Origin of the sequence: Paraburkholderia antibiotica (assembly GCF_012927125.1) — a bacterium.
Taxonomy (GTDB): Bacteria; Pseudomonadota; Gammaproteobacteria; order Burkholderiales; family Burkholderiaceae; genus Paraburkholderia; species Paraburkholderia antibiotica.
Window position 1 is genome coordinate 26,191 of record NZ_JABBFZ010000010.1, and the last position, 21,900, is coordinate 48,090.

At 63.3% G+C, this 21,900-nt stretch carries 15 protein-coding genes; 11 read left to right on the forward strand and 4 right to left on the reverse strand.

Annotated features, from left to right (window positions below):
• The first annotated feature begins 12 nt into the window (after positions 1–12).
• The 6 genes from HHL14_RS17420 to HHL14_RS32855 all read left to right on the forward strand — a co-directional run bounded on the left by HHL14_RS17420 (position 13) and on the right by HHL14_RS32855 (position 10,626).
• Positions 13–1,050 carry a M14 family zinc carboxypeptidase gene (locus HHL14_RS17420; RefSeq protein WP_169498868.1) on the forward strand — a complete coding sequence of 346 codons (1,038 nt, stop codon included), beginning with the start codon at positions 13–15 and terminating at the stop codon, positions 1,048–1,050.
• Positions 1,050–1,886, forward strand: coding sequence for an alpha/beta fold hydrolase (locus tag HHL14_RS17425; RefSeq protein WP_169498869.1), 837 nt, complete (start codon positions 1,050–1,052; stop codon positions 1,884–1,886). The genes HHL14_RS17420 and HHL14_RS17425 overlap by 1 nt, the downstream gene beginning before the upstream one ends.
• Positions 1,887–2,108: 222 nt before the next feature.
• Complete coding sequence (locus HHL14_RS17430; protein WP_169498870.1) at positions 2,109–6,947, forward strand: NAD-glutamate dehydrogenase; 4,839 nt, start codon at positions 2,109–2,111, stop codon at positions 6,945–6,947.
• A 160-nt stretch (positions 6,948–7,107) separates the two neighbouring features.
• The gene (locus tag HHL14_RS17435; protein ID WP_169498871.1) at positions 7,108–8,013 is read left to right on the forward strand and encodes a cation diffusion facilitator family transporter; all 906 of its coding nucleotides are present in this window, start codon (positions 7,108–7,110) and stop codon (positions 8,011–8,013) included.
• Positions 8,014–8,302: 289 nt separating this feature from the next.
• The gene (locus HHL14_RS17440; protein WP_169498872.1) at positions 8,303–9,553 is read left to right on the forward strand and encodes a glycosyl hydrolase family 28 protein; all 1,251 of its coding nucleotides are present in this window, start codon (positions 8,303–8,305) and stop codon (positions 9,551–9,553) included.
• 128 nt (positions 9,554–9,681) lie between these two features.
• A complete protein-coding gene (locus HHL14_RS32855; protein ID WP_206002381.1) occupies positions 9,682–10,626 on the forward strand; it encodes a hypothetical protein in 945 nt (314 codons plus the stop codon).
• Positions 10,627–10,765: 139 nt separating this feature from the next.
• Here HHL14_RS32855 and HHL14_RS17450 read toward each other — a convergent pair whose 3' ends face one another.
• Both HHL14_RS17450 and HHL14_RS17455 read right to left on the reverse strand, forming a co-directional pair.
• Positions 10,766–11,746 (reverse strand): aldo/keto reductase, encoded by a 981-nt coding sequence (locus HHL14_RS17450; protein ID WP_169498873.1) that lies wholly within the window; start codon positions 11,744–11,746, stop codon positions 10,766–10,768.
• A 172-nt stretch (positions 11,747–11,918) separates the two neighbouring features.
• Positions 11,919–12,437 (reverse strand): outer membrane beta-barrel protein, encoded by a 519-nt coding sequence (locus HHL14_RS17455; protein ID WP_169498874.1) that lies wholly within the window; start codon positions 12,435–12,437, stop codon positions 11,919–11,921.
• 260 nt (positions 12,438–12,697) lie between these two features.
• Here HHL14_RS17455 and HHL14_RS17460 point away from each other — a divergent pair, with 260 nt between their 5' ends.
• On the forward strand, positions 12,698–13,012 hold the full coding sequence (locus tag HHL14_RS17460) for a hypothetical protein (protein WP_169498875.1): 315 nt from the start codon (positions 12,698–12,700) through the stop codon (positions 13,010–13,012).
• Between the two features lie 21 nt (positions 13,013–13,033).
• Here HHL14_RS17460 and HHL14_RS17465 read toward each other — a convergent pair whose 3' ends face one another.
• Complete coding sequence (locus HHL14_RS17465) at positions 13,034–13,339, reverse strand: DUF4148 domain-containing protein (protein WP_169498876.1); 306 nt, start codon at positions 13,337–13,339, stop codon at positions 13,034–13,036.
• A gap of 269 nt (positions 13,340–13,608) precedes the next feature.
• Positions 13,609–14,613, reverse strand: coding sequence for a LysR family transcriptional regulator (locus HHL14_RS17470; RefSeq protein WP_169498877.1), 1,005 nt, complete (start codon positions 14,611–14,613; stop codon positions 13,609–13,611).
• A gap of 223 nt (positions 14,614–14,836) precedes the next feature.
• On the opposite strand from HHL14_RS17470, the gene HHL14_RS17475 reads away from it, so the two are divergent.
• Genes HHL14_RS17475 through HHL14_RS17490 form a run of 4 tightly spaced genes read left to right on the forward strand, consistent with a single transcriptional unit; the run spans position 14,837 to position 21,863 of the window.
• Positions 14,837–15,691, forward strand: coding sequence for an alpha/beta hydrolase (locus HHL14_RS17475; RefSeq protein WP_169498878.1), 855 nt, complete (start codon positions 14,837–14,839; stop codon positions 15,689–15,691).
• 34 nt (positions 15,692–15,725) lie between these two features.
• A complete protein-coding gene (locus HHL14_RS17480; RefSeq protein ID WP_169498879.1) occupies positions 15,726–16,946 on the forward strand; it encodes an efflux RND transporter periplasmic adaptor subunit in 1,221 nt (406 codons plus the stop codon).
• Positions 16,947–16,980: 34 nt separating this feature from the next.
• Positions 16,981–20,166 carry an efflux RND transporter permease subunit gene (locus HHL14_RS17485; protein WP_169498880.1) on the forward strand — a complete coding sequence of 1,062 codons (3,186 nt, stop codon included), beginning with the start codon at positions 16,981–16,983 and terminating at the stop codon, positions 20,164–20,166.
• Positions 20,167–20,180: 14 nt separating this feature from the next.
• A complete protein-coding gene (locus HHL14_RS17490; RefSeq protein ID WP_169498881.1) occupies positions 20,181–21,863 on the forward strand; it encodes an efflux transporter outer membrane subunit in 1,683 nt (560 codons plus the stop codon).
• Positions 21,864–21,900: the final 37 nt, after the last annotated feature.

Here is a 21,900-nt window from a genome sequence, read left to right on the forward strand (position 1 = left end):
GGTCACGACGTCATGCCGACTCCTTTGAGCTTTCTGCCCGACAGTTTTGCGGAGTATGAAGATCTCATGTCGATCCTCGAGCACGGCAGCGCGAACTTCGAAATCCGCAGCGTCTGCGAGATTGCGGCGCGTGGGCGGCGTTTTGCGATCTACACCGCGAGTATCGGTTCGTCCGATCCGCTCGCGCCGGCCATCGGCTTTTTCGGCGGCATTCATGGGCTCGAACGGATCGGCTCGCAACTCGTGCTCGACTATATGCGCGCGCTGCTCGCGCGGCTCGAATGGGACGAACTGCTGGTGCGGCAATTGCAATCGATCCGGCTGATCTTCCTGCCCATCGCCAATCCCGGCGGCATGTGGGCATCGACCCGCGCGAATCCGAGCGGTGTCGACCTGATGCGCAACGCGCCGCAGGATGCGGACGCGCGCGTGCCGTTGCTTGCCGGCGGTCAGCGCGTCGGTGCATGGTTGCCGTGGTATCGCGGTCGCGCGGGCGAGCCGATGGAGCCGGAAGCCGCCGCGGTGTTACAAGTGGCCGAGACACAGCTGGCGTCGCGGCCGTTGAGCATCGCGCTCGATTGCCATTCCGGCTATGGCTGGAGCGACAGCATCTGGTTTCCGTACGCGCGAACGCGCAAGCAGATGCCGCATCTACCCGAAATGTATGTGCTCAAGAGCATGTTCGAGCGCGCGCATCCGCATCACGGCTATACGTTCGAACCGCAAAGCCACCAGTATCTGCTGCACGGCGACCTGTGGGACTACGCATACGACCGCGCGCCGGCACCGAACATCTTCCTGCCGATGACGCTCGAACTCGGCTCGTGGCTATGGATCAAGAAGAACCCGCGCCAACTGTTCTCGCGTCAGGGGATGTTCAATCCGGTCATGGAGCACCGCACCGCGCGCGTGCTGCGGCGCCACGCGAACCTGTTCGACTTTCTCGCGCGCGCGGCGTTTTCGTCGCAACGCTGGCTGCCGCAAGGCAACCGTCGCGAGCAGATGCTGCAAAGCGCGCTCGACCATTGGTATCGGCCGACGAGCGCGTGATGAGCACATGGATCCTGCTGCGCGGACTCACGCGCGAAACGTGGCACTGGGGGCGCTTGCCGCAGGCGCTGCGCGAAGCGTTGAACGATGACTCGTGCGCGGCCACGGCAAACGGCACGACGTGCCCGCGTTTGTTGCTACTCGATCTGCCCGGCAACGGCGAGTTCGCGCGCCGGCGCGCTCCTGCGACGGTCGCGGGCATGGTCGAGTGCGTGCGGCGCGCGGCGCAGCAAACGGGCGCGCCGGGGCCGTACAACGTGCTCGCGATGTCGCTCGGCGGAATGGTCGCGACCGACTGGGCGCAGCGGTATCCGGGCGAAATCGATCGGCTGGTGCTGATCAATACGAGCATGCGGCCGTTCAGCCTGCCGCACGAGCGGCTGCGGCCGTCGGCGTGGCCCGGGCTGCTTGGCGTCGCCGCGCATTGGAGCGATGCGGTCGATGTCGAGAGCGGCATCCATCGGCTCACCTGCAATAACGTCGAAACATTGGCCGCCGATATTGACGCATGGGTCGGGATTCGCCGCAGCGCGCCGGTGAGCCGGGCGAACGCGCTGCGCCAGCTATGGGCGGCCGCGCGCTTCAGCGTGGCGGCGGCCGCGCCGGCGTGTGGGCTGCTGATCCTGTCGTCGCGGGCGGACGGGCTGGTGAATCCGCGCTGTTCGGCGAAGCTGGCGGCGGCGTGGGGCGCCGCGCATCGCGAGCATCCATGGGCCGGCCACGATCTGCCGCACGACGATCCCACGTGGACCGTCGCACAGGTTCGCGCATGGCTCGGGCGCGGCGGCGAAGTGCCCGAGGCGGCGGCTGCGGTCGTGGCCAGAGCCACGCGCTGAAAGGCTCGCGAGCATTGCCGCGCTGCAGCGAGACACCGCGCGGCCGCGCATTTCCGTGTGTCGCCAATGACGTTGTCGCGGGTCAATCAGAGGGTATTACCTGACGACGACCTGACTGTGCAAAGGCCTCCGGAGCCCCGCAGCAGGCGCATAATTCCGGTTCAGAGGTTGCCTGCGAATCACGCCGATACTCACCATTGCCGTCAGCCAGGGGAGTCGATCATGCAAGCAAAGAACGAAGAAGCCGTCACGCACCTGCTGAACGATGTCATCGAATTTGCGCGAGGGCGCCTGCCCGAGCCGAGCTTCGACATCGTCGAACCCTTCCTGCGGCACTACTACGATTTCGTCGACGCGGGCGATCTGCAAAGCCGCTCGATTGCCGATCTGTATGGCGCAGCGCTCGCGCACTGGCAGACTGCGCAACGCTTCGTGCCGGGCGAGCAACGCCTGCGCGTCTACAACCCGATTCTTGAACAGCACGGTTGGCACTCCGATCACACGGTGATCGAGATCGTCAACGATGACATGCCGTTTCTGGTCGACTCGGTATCGATGGCCGTCAACCGCCAGGGGCTCGCGCTACATTCGGTCGTGCATCCGGTGTTTCGCATCTGGCGCGCGGCGGACGGCAGCATCGCGCGCGTGAGCCAGGGCGCCGAAGAGGCGGGCGATACGCGCTCGCATCTGACCTCGTGCATCCATTTCGAAGTCGATCGTTGCGGCGATGCGGCAAAACTCGACGCGTTGCGCGACGACATCGCGCGCGTGCTCGGCGACGTGCGCGCGGCGGTCGAGGACTGGCCGAAGGTGATCGAGCGCGCGAAGGAAACGATTCAGGACATGAAGGCGCGCGAGGCGAGTCCGGAAGGCGTCGAGGCGCGCGCGTTCCTCGAATGGATGGTCGCCGATCATTTCACGTTCCTCGGTCAGCGCGATTACGAGCTCGTGCAGCACGAAAACGGCTACGGTCTGCGCGCGGTGGCGGGCTCCGGGCTCGGCATTCTGCGCGACGCGCTGCGCCCGGTCGGCGCGGCGGAAATCACCGCGCTGCCGCCGGCGGCCGCGGAGATCATCGCCGGTTCGTCGCCGATCTTTCTGACCAAGGCCAATTCGCGCGCGACCGTGCATCGGCCGGGCTACCTCGACTACGTCGGCATCAAGCTGACCGGCGCGGACGGCAAGGTGCGCGGCGAGCGGCGCTTTATCGGCCTGTATACGTCGACCGCGTATTTCGTCTCGGCCGCGGAGATTCCGATTGTGCGGCGCAAGTGCGCGAACATCGTGCGGCGGGCCGCGTTTCTGCCCAAGGGGCATCTGGCGAAATCGCTGGTCACGGTGCTTGAAACCTATCCGCGCGACGAACTGTTCCAGGCCGACGAGGATCAGCTCTACGACACCGCGCTCGGCGTGCTGCGTTTGCAGGAGCATCAGCGCACGCGGCTGTTCGTGCGGCGCGATCGCTTCGACCGCTTCGTGTCGTGTCTGGTGTTCGTGCCGCGCGACAAGTACAACACCGATTTGCGCCAGCGTATCGCGAACCTGCTGGCCGATGCGTTCAACGGCGAGAACGTCGAATTCACACCGCTGCTGTCGGAGTCGACGCTCGCGCGTATTCATTTCGTTGTCCATGCCAAACCGGGCGGCATGCCGGGCGTCGATACGCGCGAGCTCGAAGCGCGGCTCGTGCAGGTTGCGCGCCGCTGGCAGGACGATCTCGCCGACGCACTGCTCGACGCATACGGCGAAGAGCAGGGCAACCGGCTGCTGCAGCATTACGGCGATTCGTTTCCGGCCGGCTATCGCGACGACTATCCGGCGCGCACGGCGGTGCGCGATATCGAACTGATCGAACGCGTGCAGGGCAGCGAACAGCTGGCGATGAATCTGTACCGGCCGATCGAATCGGGACCGCGCGCGTTCCGCTTCAAGGTGTATCGCGCGGGCCTGCCGATCGCGCTGTCGCGCAGTCTGCCGATGCTCGAACATCTGGGCGTGCGGGTCGACGAAGAGCGGCCGTATCTGATTGAAGCGCCCGGCGCGACGCCCGCCTGGATTCACGACTTCGGCCTCGAACTCGCGGACGATACCGAGTTCGACATCGAGCGCGTGAAAGACCTGTTCGAACAGGCGTTCGAGCAGGTGTGGAGCGGCACGATAGAAAGCGACGACTTTAACCGGCTGGTGTTGCGCGCGCAGTTGAACGCGCGCGAAGTGACGATACTGCGCGCGTACGCGAAGTACCTGCGCCAGGTCGGCTCGACCTTTAGCGACGCATATATCGAGCGCGCGGTGACCGGCAATCCGGCGATCGCGCGCATGCTCGTCGATCTGTTCATCGCGCGTTTCGATCCGGCGTTGGGCGATGCGCGTGAGCCGCGCGTCGACCGTTGTCTGGAGACGATCGACAGCGCGCTCGATCAGGTGCCGAATCTCGACGAAGACCGCATCCTGCGGCAATTCCTCGGCGTCATCAAGGCGACCAAACGCACCAACTACTACCGCTACGACGCCCAGGGAAAGCCGAAGCCGTACCTGTCGTTCAAGTTCGATCCGGCGCAGGTGCCCGGCTTGCCCGAACCGAAGCCGATGTTCGAGATCTGGGTGTATTCGCCGCGTGTCGAGGGTGTGCATCTGCGCGGCGGGCGCGTCGCGCGCGGCGGCTTGCGCTGGTCGGATCGGCGCGAAGATTTCCGCACTGAGGTGCTGGGGCTGATGAAGGCGCAGATGGTGAAGAACGTCGTGATCGTACCGGTCGGCTCGAAGGGCGGCTTCGTCGTCAAGAATCCGCCGCCGCAGAGCGAGCGCGATGCATGGATGCGTGAAGGTGTGGCGTGTTATCAGACTTTCCTGCGTGGGCTGCTCGACGTGACCGACAATCTGGCGGGCACCGACGTCGTGCCGCCACCCGACGTGGTGCGGCACGATCCCGACGATCCGTATCTGGTGGTCGCGGCCGACAAGGGCACCGCCACGTTCTCCGACTACGCGAACGCGATCTCGCAGGAATACGGCTTCTGGCTTGACGATGCGTTCGCATCGGGCGGCTCGGTCGGCTACGACCACAAGAAGATGGGCATCACCGCGCGCGGCGCGTGGGAGTCGGTCAAGCGGCACTTCCGCGAAATGGGCGTCGACACGCAGAGCGAGAACTTCACGGTGGTCGGCGTAGGCGATATGTCCGGCGATGTGTTCGGCAACGGCATGCTGCTGTCGCCGCATATCAAGCTGCTCGCCGCGTTCGATCATCGCCACATCTTCCTCGATCCGAGCCCCGATCCGGCCGCGAGCATGGCGGAGCGCGCGCGCCTTTTCACGCTCGACCGTTCGAGCTGGGCCGACTACGATCCGTCGCTGATCTCGGCGGGCGGCGGCGTGTTTGCGCGCAGCGCCAAGACGATTCCGCTGTCGAGCGCGGTGCAGTCGGTGCTCGGCATCAACGCGGCCGCGTTGTCGCCGGCCGAGTTGATGCGCGCGATCCTGCAGGCGCCGGTCGATCTGCTCTATAACGGTGGCATCGGTACGTATGTGAAGGCGAGCCGCGAAACGCACCTGCAGGTCGGCGATCGTGCGAACGACGCGATCCGCGTGAGCGGCGCCGATCTGCGCTGCAAGGTGGTGGCCGAGGGCGGCAATCTCGGCCTGACGCAACTCGGGCGTATCGAGTTCGCGCAACGCGGTGGCCGCATCAATACCGACGCGATCGATAATTCCGCGGGCGTCGATTGTTCGGATCACGAAGTCAACATCAAGATTCTGCTCGGGCTCGTGGTGGCCGACGGCGAGATGACCGAGAAGCAGCGCAATGCGTTGCTCGCCGAAATGACCGACGAGGTCGGTCTGCTGGTGCTGACGGACAACTACTATCAGACCCAGGCGTTGTCGATCGCGGGCCGTTATGGTGTTGAACTGCTCGATGCCGAAACGCGCCTGATGCGCTATCTGGAGCGCGCGGGGCGGCTCAATCGCGTGATCGAGTTTCTGCCGACCGACGAGGAAATTGCCGAACGCGCGGCCGCGAAACAGGGGCTCACCACACCTGAGCGCGCGGTGCTGCTCGCGTACAGCAAGATGTGGCTGTACGACGCGCTGCTCGAATCGTCGATGCCGGAAAATCCGCTCGTCAGCGACATGTTGATCGAGTACTTCCCGAAGCCGTTGCGGCAGCGCTTCCGCGAACCGATGCAACGGCATCCGCTGCGCCGCGAAATTCTCGCGACGTATCTGACCAACGCGCTCGTCAATCGCGTCGGCTGCGAGTTCGTGCATCGTCTGATGGAGGAGACCGATGCGCAGCCCGGCGACATCGTGCGTGCCTGCGTCATGGCGCGCGACGTGTTCGATCTCGATCAGATCTGGCGCAATATCGACGCGCTCGACAACCGCGTCCCTGACGATGTGCAGGCGCGCATGTTCGTCGAGGTCGCGCGGCTCGTCGAGCGCTCGGCGCTGTGGTTCCTGCGGCATCTGCAGTCGGGCGCGGCCGGCGACGACGTGACCGGTCTGCTCGCGCGCTGTCGCGACGCCGCGCAACGGCTCGCGCCGCAATGGCCGGCGTTGTTGCCGGCCGCCGATCTCGAAGCGCTGTCGGAGCGCCAGCGCGCGTTCGTCGATGCGGGTGTCGATAGCGATCTCGCCGTGCGGATCGCAAGCGGCGAAGTGTCGGCCGCGCTGCTCGATATCGCCGAAGTCGCATCGACGTGCGGGCGCAATCTCGAACAGGTGGCGGGTGTGTACTTCGAACTCGGCACCTTGCTGAATTACAGCTGGATCAGCGAACGCGCGGCTGCGTTGCCCGCGCCGACTCATTGGGACATGCTCGCGCGTGCATCGGCGCTCGCGGAACTCGCGCGGCTCAAGCGCGCGTTGACCACGAGCGCGCTGGCCGGCGCCAGCGATGCGTCGACGCCGGATACGCTGGTGCAGGCATGGCGCGAAAAACGCGCGGCGCAACTGGAGCGCTATACGCGCCTGCTAACCGATCTGCGCGCGACGGGCGGCGCGAGTCTTTCGGTGTTGCTGGTGGTGGTGCGGGAGATGGCGGCGCTGGAGCGGGCGTAGCGCATTCGCTGCCACACTCTGTAACGGATTGCGGCACGCGTGGTCGAAGTTGGCGGCCACGCGTGTCGTTGTCGTCCATAATACGGAGTCTTGCCGATTCTTTTGCCGGCTTTTTTGCCGGCCGGCAACGCCCAGTGTATTGACGGACACGCTCCCAAAGATGAAAGAAGAATCGCCGAAAGCCATTTTCTACGCACTCGCCGCGAACCTCGGCATCGCCATCTGCAAGTTCGCCGCGGCGACGTTCACCGGCTCCGGCGCGATGTTCGCCGAAGCGATTCACTCGACCGCCGACTGCGGCAATCAACTGTTGCTGCTATTCGGTCTGCGCGAGGCGCGCAAGCCGGTCAGTCCGTTGCATCCGATGGGCAGCGGCCGCGAAATCAATTTCTATTCGCTGCTGGTTGCGTTGCTACTGTTCTTTGTTGGCGGCGCGTTCTCGGTTTACGAGGGTGTGCATCGCGTGATTGCGCGCGAGCCGCTGCAGTATGCGTTCGTTGCGTTGACGGTGCTGGGCGTGTCGGTCGTGCTCGAATCGTTATCGTTGTGGGGCGCGCTCAAGGAAATCCGCAAGACCTATCCGGACAAGAGTCTGTGGCGCTGGTTTCGCGAGACGCGCGAATCCGATCTGCTGGTCGTGGCCGGCGAGGATATCGCCGCGCTATTCGGTCTCGCGATCGCATTCGTCGCGGTGCTGCTGACGATGATCACCGGCAATCCCGTCTACGATGCGCTCGGTTCCATCGGCGTGGGACTGTTGCTGATGGTGATCGCGTGGCTCGTCGCGCGCGAAGTGAAGTCGATGATCGTCGGCGAATCGGCGAGCCCGGAAGTGCGCAGCGCGATCGACGCGCATCTGCGTGCGCGTCCCGAGATTCGCAGCATCATCAACATGATTACGCTGCAATGGGGGCGTCACGTAGTCGTGGCCGTGCAGGCGGAGATGATCGACTACGCGAGCGGCCGCGCGATGGTGGATGCGATCAACGTAATCGAAGCCGATCTGCAGGCGACGTTTCCGCAAGTGCGCTGGGTGTTTTTCGAGCCTGACGTGCCGCGTAATTAAAGCAATTTTCCATTCACGACGGGCAGGGTAGATAGAACCCTGCCGCGTGTCTTTTCTTCTCGCCATGCCCCTTGCATGCGAGTTGCCCATGCGCCGAATGGCGCGTCAAAACCGCGTATTGCGTCGTGCATCGTGCGCGCTCCAGATCGATCAGTCCTGCCTTGACAGGCTCGAGCCCGGAACCTAGTATTCGTCCGGGAAGTGGTCATACGACTTCTTATTAGTCAGGCCACTTATCCAGATCACATATCAAATCCCCATAATGACGTGCGTCACATCGGAGCTTTCGATGAAAAAAATCGGCCGCGCATTTTCTTCCGTACTGCTTACTGGTTCCTGTCTGCTTGCTAGCACCGCTTACGCGCAAACCCTGGCGACCGGCGATAGCCGGACGGTGACGCAACCCAGCTATCCTACCGTCTGCACGACGCTTACCGCGCAGTTCTCGAGTTCGCAACGTGCATCGCCACCCAGCACCGACGACACGAGCCGCCTGCAATCCGCGTTGACCAGTTGCGCGGGCACGGGCGGCAGCGTGGTGCTGGCTTCGTCGGGATCGAACAATGCGTTCTATACCGGTAGTCTGACGATCAGCGGTGCCGGCATCGTCGTGAACTCGGGCGTCACGTTGTATGGCAACAATAGCTATTCGAGCAATGCGAACCTGCTGTCGTTCTCTGGCACGAATGCGTCGCTGATGGGGCCAGGCACCGTCGACGGTCGCGGCGACATCATCAGCGGCACGCCGCGGCTCGTGCAGGCGAGCAACATCACGAACTTCATCGTCTATAACGTCACGCTCGCTCAGGCGGCCCATCCGAATCTGTACGTCGAAGGCGGCAGCGGCTTTACCGCATGGAACGTGTCGATTCGCACGCCGGCCACGCGCGCGAATGCCGACGGTATCGACATCGACAGTCTGACCAATGCGACGGTCACCAATTCGGATATCGAAGCCGGTGACGATGGCGTCGCGATCAAGACCAACTCCGGCAATATTTCGAACGTCACCGTGTCGAGTACGAAGCTGCATGGCACGCATGGCCTGTCGGTCGGCAGCCTCGCGAAGAACACCGTGTCCAACATCCTGTTCAAGAACAACTACGTGTATGGCAACGATCTGAGCGGCACGGCGTCGACGGACGCGAACGCGATCAACGTGAAGGCCGATCCGTGTTCGCTGACGGTGGAGCAGGTCAGCTACGTCAATACCTGTATCACCAACGCGAAGCATCTGATCGTGCTCGACACGAATTACAGCAGTTGTAGCGGCAGCGGCAGTCCCACCTTGTCCAACATCATCGTCAATGGCGCGTATTCGACGGCGTCGGTGTCGGGTGCTTATACGAAGATCGACGGACGCAGTGCGAGCTATCCGGTGAACGCGTATCTGGCTAACGTGAGCCTCGATGCGACCGCGCAAAGCGGCGACCAGTATGCGAACGTCGGCTTGTATAACTCGAACGTCACGCCGTCCGGCACCGGCGTGACCACGTCGAGTTTCACGCTGAGCGGCAGCGTGCCGAGTTGTTCGTTCTAACGCCGGCATCACGCGGCGGATCGCGATGCGGAAAGGCGGATCATCGGCTTTTCCGCATCGTTCCATCAAGTCTGTCGAGCAAATTTTCTGAGCACAAACACATGCAGCCCGAGCGCGGGACCATGGCGATGAAGAGGCCGCACAAATGGTCGACGTTGCTTGGCGTGGCCGGCGCGGCGATCGTGGGTTTGTCGATCGGCGTAGTGTGTTTCCGGCACGCGGCGCCGGTAACGGCAAGCGCGACTATCGTCGCTCCGGATAGCGCAGGCAACGCGGCGAGTTCCGCGCCGGGTCACACGCTTGCCGCCGACGCCGATACGTCGCTGCACATCTGGCCGGGCAATGCGGGTCTCGCCAATGGGCTCGCGATGACGGATAGTCATCACCTGATCGTCAACGACGGCTTGCGCGATCTGATCGAATTCTTTCTGCTCGAACAATCGGACGACGATCGCACGGATCAACTGAAGCTATATCTACGGACGCGTCTTCGTCCTCCCGCCTCCGAAGAGGCCGTACAGATTGTCGAGCATTACGCGGCCTATATGAAAGCACACGACGATCTACTTGCCGCACAGAACCTGGATGCCCGCAACCTGAATGCCGCGAACGTCGACATCAATCGCATTGTTACATGGCGCCAGCAGCGCGATCAGTTGCGGCAACGGCTGTTAGGCGAGCAGGTCGTGCAGGCGTGGTATCAGAACGACGATTCGCAATTGACGCAGGCGATCGGCGAATGGCGGCAACGCGCAGCCGATGAGCAGGGTGCCACCGCGTCCGATCAACAGACGCGCTATCCGGTGCCGCACTGGCAGAACCCTAACGATGAAGCGCGGCACATCCAGTACCAACTCAGCATTCTCCAGAAAGCGGCGACGAGTTTCAGCGAATTGAGGCGCGAAGGACAGCATTGGGCCGAGCGTTATGCAAGCTACCAGCACGACGCTCAGACGCTGATTCGCGATGCGAATCTCAACGCGGCTCAACGCAACACGCAGCTTCAGACGTTGCGAGTGAAGCTGTTTCCAACGGAGGCCGAACGGGAGCGCGCGCGGGAAAGGGGACCGTGAGCGCTTCGACTGAGAAGGGTTGAGCGGCGTTGAGCGGCGCGGAAATGAAATCAGGCGAAATAGCGCGCGTCGAATCGAATCACGAGCCATTCCGCCTGTTCTGATCAGACGCACCGGATTCCAGTGCGTATCGAAGCGGTTATTTGAATCCCGTCACCGCATGCGGCACATACAACTCTTCCAGTCGCCGAATTTCTTCGTCGCTGAGCTTTAACGACAAAGCCGCAACCGCATCGTCGAGATGATGCAGCTTGGTCGCGCCGACGATCGGCGCGGTAATCGGCTTCTTCTGCAACACCCAGGCAAGCGCAACCTGCGCGCGCGGCACACCGCGTTCTTTCGCGATCTCGCTGACGCGCTCGACGATCTGCCGATCCGCATCCTGCGTATGCGCGTACAGCGTGCGGCCGAATTCATCGGTTTCCGAACGCGCGCTTTCGGTGTCCCAGTCGCGCGTCAGGCGTCCGCGTGCAAGTGGGCTCCACGGAATCACGCCGATACCTTCGCTTTCGCACAGCGGCAGCATTTCGCGTTCTTCCTCTCGATACAACAGGTTCACGTAGTTCTGCATCGTCACGAAGCGCGTCCAGCCGTTGCGTTCGGCGACATGCAGCGCTTTCGCAAACTGCCATGCGTACATCGACGATGCGCCGATATAGCGCGCCTTGCCGGCTTTTACGACATCGTGCAGCGCTTCCATCGTTTCTTCGATCGGCGTGCCGTAATCCCAGCGATGGATCTGGTACAGGTCCACGTAGTCGGTGCCGAGACGGCGCAAGCTGTGGTCGATTTCGGCCATGATCGCCTTGCGCGACAAACCGGCACCGTTCGGGCCCGGATGCATGCGGCTATTGACCTTGGTGGCCAGCACGATTTCGTCGCGCTTCGCAAAGTCCTTCAGCGCGCGACCGACGATTTCCTCGCTGGTGCCGTCGGAATAGACGTTGGCGGTATCGAAGAAATTGATGCCGTGATCGAGCGCCTGCTTGATGAATGGGCGCGCGGCTTCGTCGTCGAGCGACCAGGGGTGGGTGCCGCGAGAGGGCACGCCGTAGCTCATGCAGCCGAGACAAAGACGCGATACATCGAGACCGGTGCGGCCGAGTTTCACATAATCCATCGTGGTGCTCCAGTGGTGAAGTACACAAACACGCTGCGCGAATAGAGCTTTGGATTATAGGGAAACACCGGTAAGCGCGTCGGCGAACGCGCCATTGGCTTTCAATAACACTACGCCCGCGGAATGGAGCCGCGGGCGCATGACGGCGAAGGCCGTGACAGAAGGAGAGCGATCAGCGGAAGTAGTAATGGACGCCGACTGTGAAGCTGTTGTTGTTCCAGCGAGTGTCTTTCGCGTTCGCGTGGTCACCAGTCCATTCGGCCGTCACGCCCAAATTTTTTGTCGCGGCATATTCCACGCCGAGTCCCCAGTGCGGACGCGTAGAGGGCCAGTCAGCAGTGAAACCCACACGTGCGTAGGGCATGATTTTGCCGAACGGCACGCCGAGCTTTGCATCGAGACCGCCATCCTTGTACGTCGCAGAGCCATCATGCAGGTCGACGAAAGCTTCGGCGCCGAGCATAACGGATCCGATATCAACGCCATAGCCTGCGGTGAATCCTGGGAAGATCGTGGTGTGCGAAGGCTTATTGATCGCTCCCGATGCACTGGATACGTTTGCACCAAATTTGAAGCCCACGTAGGGGCCCGAGAACAAGCTTCCTGTGGTTGTCGGCGCGAGCGTGTTGGCATACACAGGGCTCATCGACGCAGTCAGACTTAAGACAAGTACGGGGAATAATTTTTTCATGCGACTTCTCGTTACTCACGGTAAAAAAGAACAGCAGGAGATTAACGATTCAGTACGCATATGGGCTGACATCGAGCCGCAATTCAGACGAGTTCGATGCGTCGCGACCTGTCACAAGTTTGCTATTGCTGGCTTCGCTAGGCAGACCGACGTTCTTTCGATTCAGTTCACGGATCAGGGGCCAGTCGCGCCTGCCGAATCGGCGATGCTCGCGAGCATGCACGCTGATATCAATGCGGTGTTCGGCGGTGGTGTCAACCTTGGGGCTGACGACCGCGCAAGGTCAGCTTGCGCAGTCGCTCACCGTCATCATTGGCGACTGGAACAGCGATGTGCTCGAAGTCGAAAACCAGTTTGACCCGGACATGGCGACCGGGCGCATGACGGCGAACGCCGCCATCGAGAGACGCTTAATGCTGCACAGGACGATACGGTGTCCACACGGGCGTGTCGGTATCCCAGTTGTCGAGTTCAGATGGGCTCATGATGTGCTCCTTGATAAAGAACTGCGTGGCCTGATTTGCAATCGGGATTTCTTATGGAAACCTGATCATTCAGGCAAGCACGCCGGTTGATGGTTTCGCATGATCGATTCGTTACTGGCCTTTTGCGACGCGCGTCACTTCACCGTTCGTGCCTTCCTGCAACGCGATTCGCTCGGCTTGCGTCTGACCGATCAGACCTTTGTCCGGATACGAGGTGCGATTGAGCGCGGGCAGCGAACCGTCGCGATACGCGGCGACGAGTTCCGCCTTGACTTCGGCGCGCGTCTTCGTGCTTGCACTTGCCGCCGGTTGCGTGTTGTAGGTGCCGGCGCGGCCAATGCCGCCGCCGCCTTCCGCAAATGCCGGTGCGCTAACGAGCAGCGAAAGAGCGAGGCCTGCCAACAGATTGCGTTTCATGATTCACTCCTGTCGATTCATTGGCAGCACGGGTGGTGCTGCGACAGGGTGAAATGTAGAGGCGGGCGTCGTGCGGATAAATGCCGCTTTTGCGAAATGAATTGTCGCGATTCCAGAACAATCGCGGGAAGGGCTTACCGAAGGGGCTTACGAAGGGACTTACTACGTGAGGCTCTCGAATCCCAGCCGCGGCATTGGCGCCGCGGCTGGAATTGAGTGTTTCAGTTTGCGTACCGGCATTCTCTCGCAGCGGCGCCGATGCACTTCACTCAGGCGACCCACTCGGACATCACCGGCGTGTCGAGCTTCGGCGCGGACTCGCGCTCCTCGAACGTGCGCTTCGTGCAGGTTGCGTCGAGACTGCAGCGGCCGCTCAGCAATGGGCAACGGTCGAACAGTTCGGCGATCCAGTCTACGAAAACCCGGACTTTCGGCGACAGGTGACGGCTGTGCGGATAGACGACCGAAATCGGCATCGGCAGCGGCTTCAACTCGGGCAGAACTTCGACGAGTTGGCCCGAGCGCAGATGCGGCAGCACCATGAAGAGCGCCGGCTGAATCAGGCCGAAGCCTTCGAGTCCGCAGGTCACGTAGGCATCGGCGTCGTTGACCGACACGATGCTCTTCATCTTCACTTCGATTTCTTTGCCGTCGACCATGAACGCCCAGTCGATCGTGCGTCCCGTGCGGCTCGAGAAGTAATTGACCGCTTTGTGATTGTCGAGATCGTCGAGCGACGCGGGCATGCCCGCGTGCTTGATGTACTCCGGCGCCGCGCAGGTCACGCCTTCGAACAGCCCGATGCGGCGCGCGACCAGCGACGAATCCTGCAACGCACCGACCCGCACCACGCAATCGACACCTTCCTGCAGCAGATCCACGGGACGATCGCTCAGCCCAAGTTGCAGATCGATGTCCGGATAGCGCGTGTGGAATTCGCACAGCGACGGAATCACGATCAGACGGCCGAGTGAGCCCGGCATGTCGATGCGCAGCTTGCCGTGCGGCTTCTTGTTGCCGCTCTGAAAACTTGCCTCGGTCTCTTCGACGTCCGCGAGGATGCGCACGCAGCGTTCGTAATACGCGGCGCCATCGGGCGTCAGCGACAGACGCCGGGTGGTCCGGTGCATCAGCCGCGTGCCGAGAAACGCTTCGAGGTTCTGAATAATCGTCGTGACGGACGCGCGCGGCAGGTCGAGCGTTTCCGCCGCGCGGGTAAAGCTGTTGGTGTCGACGACACGGGTGAACACTTGCATGGCCTGAAGCCGGTCCATTGCAAACCTCCAGAAGGGGCGGGTGCGTCAGCGGGAATGGAGTCCGCGGGAACAATCGCGAGCGCAATCGAAAAACGCGGTTGCAAGCCAGGCTGCAAGCACGATCGCGGCGGATTGTTCAGAGGCACCGAATTGTGTTGCCGGATTATAGGCATTTATTTGCGACTCTGCCGAACCCACAATTCGCACCATTGAAGTTCTATGCGCATTTGCGCGGCTCGACATGGATGCATTCAAATCGCCGTACCCGTTCGTTCCCGCCGGCACCGAAGCCGCGGACGCCGATGGCACGGCACTCGAAGTGACCGACGTGCGGATCGATGGGCACGCACAGGAAATTACCTTACGGGTGTACCGGCTCGTGAAGAAAACCGCACTGCCGGTATTGCTTTATTTCCACGGCGGCGGCTTTACGAAGGGCTCGATAGACCAGGCCGACTTCGCCGCGCGTTATTTCGCGGAACACTTACCGGCGCTGGTGGTGTCGGTCGGGTATTCGCTCGCGCCGCGCTTTCCGTTTCCGGCCGCGCCGGAAGACGCGCATCGCGCGGCGCTGTGGGTACAGACGCGCGCTCGTGCATTTGGCGGCAATAGCAGAAAAATCGGCGTCGCCGGACATGACGCGGGCGGCCAGTTGGCCAACTGTCTGGCGTTTATCGCCCGCGATCGCGGCGACGTGCAGATTGTCGCGCAGGCGCTGTTCGGGCCGATGCTCGATCCGAGCCTCACGCGGCTCGGCGACGAACAGCGGCTCGGCTCCGACATCACCGCGCGCGAATGCGCGGCGTGCTATCGCGCGTATCTGCCACAAGCGTCGCAGCGTCTGCATCCGTACGCGGCGCCGCTCGAATCGTGCCGGCTCGCGGGCCTGCCGGCCACGCTGATCGCGACCGCGCAGAACGACGTGCTGCACGTGGAAGCGGAGAAATACGCGAGCAACCTGATCGACGCGGGCGTGCAGACCCAGGTGGTGCGCTTTCCGAGCGTGTCGCACGCGGCGCTCGCCGACCATCCACCGGCGCTGCAGGAGGCGGTGCGTTTTTTCCAGTGGCGCTTCGACGCGCGCGCTCATCGATAAACAGAAATTCAATCAACGATACCGGGAGCTACACATGACTATCCTTCCTCTTTCCCGCCGCCGCGTGACGATCGCCGCGCTGGCCGTCCTCGTACTCGCCGGACTCGGCACGTTCGGCGCGATTCGCGTGGATGCGAGTTCGCCGGCCGCGCCGACCATCGTGCCGGAGGTCGACGTCGCGACCGTGATCCAGAAGACCATCACCGACTGGCAGAGCTATTCGGGCCGTCTCGAAGCGGTCGAAAAAGTGGATGTGCGTTCGCAGGTGCCGGGCACGATCGTGTCGGTGAACTTCAAGGACGGCGCGCTCGTGAAGAAGGGCGACACGCTGTTCGTGATCGATCCGCGTCCGTATGCGGCCGAGGTCGATCGCGCCGAAGCGCAGCTCGCGGCCGCGCAGGCGCGCACCGGTTACACGCAAAGCGACTGGGAACGCGCGCAACGGCTGATCGTCGACAACGCGATCGCCAAACGCGACTACGACGAGAAGCAGAACGCCGCGCGCGAGGCCAGCGCGAACCTGAAGGCCGCGCAAGCCGCGCTCGAAACCGCGAAGATCAATCTCGGCTACACGAAGATCGTCGCGCCGGTGGCGGGCCGCGTGTCGCGCGCGGAAATCACGGTGGGCAACGTAGTGTCGGCGGGCGCGAGCGCGGTGCCGTTGACCACGCTGGTGTCGGTGTCGCCGATCTACGCGTCGTTCGATGCCGACGAACAGACCTACCTGCAATACCTGAGCCGCGCGAAGGACGGCGGCAAGGTGCCGGTGCAACTCGGTCTCGCCGATGAAAGCGGCTACTCGCGCAGCGGCACGATCGAGTCGGTCGACAACCGTCTCGATACCTCGTCGGGCACGATCCGCGTGCGCGCGAAGTTCGACAACGACGACGGCGCGCTGATTCCAGGCCTCTATGCACGCGTCAAGGTAGGCGGCAGCGCGCCGCATCCGGCGCTGCTGATCGACGATGCCGCGGTCGGCACCGACCAGGACAAGAAGTTCGTGCTGGTGGTCGATCAGGGCAATCACGTCGTCTATCGCGAGATCACGACCGGTTCGATGCAAGGCAATCTGCGTGTCGTCAAGGAAGGCCTGAAGCCGGGCGACCGCATCGTCGTCAATGGCGTTCAGCGTGTGCGTCCTGGCGATGCGGTGCGCGCGCACATGGTGCCGATGACAACCGACCAGGACCCGAACAGCGCGCCGCTCGCGCAGTCGCGCGCGAAAGCCGCGGCGAATGCGAACAGCAACTCGTGAGCCGTAGCGCCTGCTCCAACCTCAAGAGCTTCCCATGAACATATCCAAATTCTTCATCGATCGCCCGATCTTTGCAGGCGTGCTGTCGGTATTGATCCTGCTCGGGGGCATCATCTCGCTGTTCAAGCTGCCCATTTCCGAGTACCCGGAAGTGGTGCCGCCGTCGGTCGTGGTGCACGCGCAGTATCCGGGCGCGAATCCGAAGGTGATCGCCGAAGCGGTCGCGGCGCCGCTCGAAGAGCAGATCAATGGCGTCGAGAACATGCTGTACATGCAGTCGCAGGCGAATAGCGACGGCAATCTGACGCTCACCGTCACGTTCAAGCTCGGCACCAACCCCGATCTCGCGACGCAACTCGTGCAGAACCGCGTGAACCAGGCGTTGCCGCGTCTGCCGGAAGACGTGCAGCGACTCGGCGTCACGACGATCAAGAGTTCGCCGACGCTGACGATGGTCGTGCACCTGATCTCGCCGAACGATCGCTACGACATGACGTATCTGCGCAATTACGCGCTGCTGAACGTGAAGGATCGGCTCGCGCGGATTCAGGGCGTCGGCGAAGTGCAGTTGTGGGGCTCGGGCGACTACGCGATGCGGATCTGGCTCGATCCGCAGAAAGTCGCGCAGCGCGGCCTTACCGCGACTGAAGTCGTCAACGCGATTCGCGAGCAGAACATCCAGGTGGCGGCCGGCGTGATAGGCGCATCGCCGTCGGTGCCGGGCACGCAGTTGCAGTTGTCGGTGAATGCGCGCGGCCGTTTGAAGACCGAGAGCGAATTCGGCGACATCATCGTGAAGACCGCGCCGGATGGCGGCGTCACGTATCTGCGCGACATCGCGCGGATCGAACTCGCGGCGTCGGAATACGGCCTGCGTTCGTTGCTCGACAACAAGCCGGCCGTCGCGCTCGCAATCAATCAGGCGCCGGGCGCGAACTCGCTCGCGATCTCCGAGCAGGTGCGCGCGGCGATGAAGGAGCTGGCCGTCGACATGCCGGCCGGCGTCGAATATCGGATCGTGTACGACCCGACTCAATTCGTGCGGTCGAGCATCGAGGCGGTGATTCACACGCTGCTCGAAGCGATCGCGCTGGTCGTGATCGTCGTGATCGTGTTCCTGCAGACGTGGCGCGCGTCGATCATTCCGTTGATCGCGGTGCCGGTGTCGATCGTCGGCACGTTCTCGCTGCTGCTGGCGTTCGGTTTCTCGATCAACGCGTTGTCGTTGTTCGGCATGGTGCTGGCGATCGGTATCGTCGTCGACGATGCGATCGTCGTGGTGGAGAACGTCGAGCGCAACATCGAAAGCGGGCTCAGTGCGCGCGATGCAACCTACAAGGCGATGCGCGAAGTGAGCGGGCCGATCATCGCGATCGCGCTGACGCTGGTCGCGGTGTTCGTGCCGCTCGCGTTCATGACGGGTCTCACCGGTCAGTTCTACAAGCAGTTCGCGATGACCATCGCGATCTCGACGGTGATCTCGGCGTTCAATTCGCTGACGCTGTCGCCGGCCTTGTCCGCGCTGCTGTTGCGCAGTCACGGCGAGAAGGAAGACTGGCTGACGCGCGTGATGAACCGTGTGCTCGGCGGCTTTTTCAAGCGCTTCAACAAGGTCTTTCATCGCGGCTCGGAAGCCTATGGTCGCGGCGTGACCGGCGTATTGCGTCGCAAGGGCGCGATGCTCGCGGTGTACGCGATTCTGGTCGGCGCAACGGTATTGATGGCGCGCATCGTGCCCGGCGGCTTCGTGCCCGCGCAGGACAAGGAGTATCTGATTGCGTTCACGCAATTGCCGAACGGCGCGTCGCTCGATCGCACCGAGAAGGTGATTCGCGAGATGAGTGCGATCGCGCTGAAGCAGCCGGGCGTCGAAAGCGCGGTGGCGTTCCCCGGTTTGTCGGTGAACGGCTTCACCAACAGTTCGAGTGCGGGCATCGTGTTCGTCACGCTGAAGCCGTTCAAGGAACGTGGCAGCAAAAAACTCTCGGCGGGCGCGATTGCCGGCGCGCTGAACCAGCAGTACGGCGCGATCAAGGATTCGTTCGTCGCGGTGTTTCCGCCGCCTCCGGTGCTCGGGCTCGGCACGCTCGGCGGCTTCAAGATGCAGCTGGAGGATCACGGCGCGCTCGGCTACGCGGAACTCAACAAGGCTGCCGAAGCGTTCGTGAAGCGCGCCGCGCAAACGCCTGAACTCGGGCCGACGTTCTCGAGCTATCAGATCAACGTGCCGCAACTGAACGTCGATCTGGATCGCGTGAAGGCGAAGCAGCTCGGCGTGCCCGTCACCGACGTGTTCGACACGATGCAGATCTATCTGGGCTCGCTGTACGTGAACGACTTCAACCGTTTCGGCCGCGTGTACCAGGTGCGGGTGCAGGCGGATGCGCCGTTCCGTCAACGCGCCGACGACATCCTGCAACTGAAGACGCGTAATGCGGCGGGCGACATGGTGCCGTTGTCGTCGCTCGTCACGGTGACGCCGACCTATGGACCGGAGATGGTGGTGCGCTACAACGGCTACACGGCGGCCGACATCAACGGCGGTCCGGCGCCGGGCTTCTCGTCGGGGCAGGCGCAGGCCGCGGCCGAACGCGTCGCCGCCGAAGTGCTGCCGCGCGGCGTGAAGCTCGAATGGACCGACCTCACGTATCAGCAGATTCTGGCCGGCAATGCGGGCATGTGGGTGTTCCCGATCAGCGTGCTGCTGGTGTTCCTCGTGCTCGCCGCGTTGTATGAAAGCCTGACGCTGCCGCTCGCGGTGATCCTGATCGTGCCGATGAGCGTGCTGTCCGCGCTGACCGGCGTGTGGCTGACCGGCGGCGACAACAACATCTTCACGCAGATCGGCTTGATGGTGCTGGTGGGGCTGTCGGCGAAAAACGCGATCCTGATCGTCGAATTCGCACGCGAACTCGAACACGACGGACGCTCGCCGCTGCAGGCCGCGATCGAGGCGAGCCGTCTGCGTCTGCGGCCGATTCTGATGACGTCGATCGCATTCATCATGGGCGTGGTGCCGCTGGTGCTGTCGAGTGGCGCGGGCTCGGAGATGCGTCACGCGATGGGTATCGCGGTGTTCTTCGGCATGCTCGGCGTCACGCTGTTCGGCCTGATGCTCACGCCGGTGTTCTATGTGGTGCTGCGAACGCTTGCGGGCGGCACGATTCACGTCGCGCAGAAGGACTCGCCGCGTTATGGCGCAGCGGTCACGGATGCGTGAAGGAGAAAACAACAATGAAACGCGATGAATTTCGCTTGATCTCCGGCTTCGTATCGATGCGCGGCTGGGGCCGGGCGGCCACGAGTGCCTTGCTGATGGCGTTGCTCGCCGCGTGCTCGGTGGAGCCGACCTATAAGCGACCCGACGTCGATACGCCGGCGGCGTTCAAGGAAGCGCCGGGCGTCACGGCGGCGACGGCGCAGCAAACCGGCACGTGGAAGTCCGCCGAACCGAACGACGACGCGCTGCGCGGCGCGTGGTGGAAAGTTTTCGGCGACTCGCAACTCGATGCGCTCGAAGACGAGGCCGCTGCCGCGAACCAGGATCTGAAAGCCGCGGCGGCGCGGGTGCAGCAGGCTCGCGCGGTTACCCAGGCCGCGAAGTCCGACTGGTTCCCGAAGCTCGACGCGGGCTTCGGTCCGACCCGCGAGCGTGCGTCGGCGGCCTCGCAATTCCAGCCGGATAGCGCGGGCGGCACGACCGGCACGATCTGGCGCGCGCAGGTTGGCGCGTCGTATGAGGCGGATCTGTTCGGGCGCGTCGGTTCGAACGTGAACGCGTCGCGCGCGGACGAGCAGCAGAGCGAGGCGCTGTTCCGCTCGGTGCAGTTGTCGTTGCAGGCCGACGTCGCGCAGAACTACTTCCAGCTGCGCGAGCTCGATACCGATCAGGATCTGTACCGCCGCACCGTCGCGTTGCGCGAGGACACGCTGAAACTCGTCGAACGTCGCTTCAGGGAAGGCGATATCAGCGAGCTGGATCTTTCGCGGGCCCGCAACGAACTCGCGAGTGCGCGTGCGGATGCGGTCGGCGTTGCGCGGCAACGGGCGGCGTCGGAGCATAGTCTCGCGATTCTGCTCGGCAAGCCGCCGGCGGATTTCTCGTTTGCGGAGGCGCCGCTCGCGCCGATGACGGTACGCGTGCCGGCCGGTTTGCCGTCGGCGCTGCTCGAACGGCGGCCCGATATTGCGGCGGCCGAGCGGGCGATGCAGGCGGCCAATGCGCGCGTCGGTCTCGCGAAGTCGGCGTTCTTCCCGAAGCTCGACATCACCGGTGCGTTCGGTTTCGAATCGGCGACGCTCGGCGATCTGTTCATGTGGTCGAGCCGCGCGTTCATCCTCGGTCCGTTCGCGGGCACCGCGCTGACCTTGCCGCTGTTCGACGGCGGTCGTCGCAAGGCCAACCTCGCGCAGGCGCGCTCGAAGTATGACGAGGACGTCGCGCAGTATCGTCAGCAGGTGCTGGTCGCGTTCCGCGAGGTCGAGGACAATCTCGCCGATCTGCGTCTGCTCGACGATCAGATGCGCGAGCAGAACAACGCGGTCGACGCTTCGCAACGGGCCGCGCATCTGTCGCGCACGCAGTACACCGAGGGCGCGGTCAGCTATCTCGACGTGATCGACGGCGAGCGGCAGGTGCTGCTGTCGCAATTGCAGGCGAGCCATCTGGCGGGCACGCAGGCGGTGGCGACCGTGAATCTGATTCGTGCGTTGGGTGGTGGTTGGGGTGAGGTGAGGGCGGAGGGTGGTGCGGCTGTCGGTGCGACTTCGGGGCCGGCCGAGGCTTCCGGTACTTCCGGCACGGCTGTGGCTACCGCTGTCACTTCACAGCCGACGGCTTCCGGCGCTATGGCGACCAGCACCGCATCGGCTTCAGCTTCGGCTTTGGCGGCTCAGCAGCAGATGGCGAAGCGCTAAGCATTCGCCCCGGCGGCTGAATTTCGCCACCCACCGG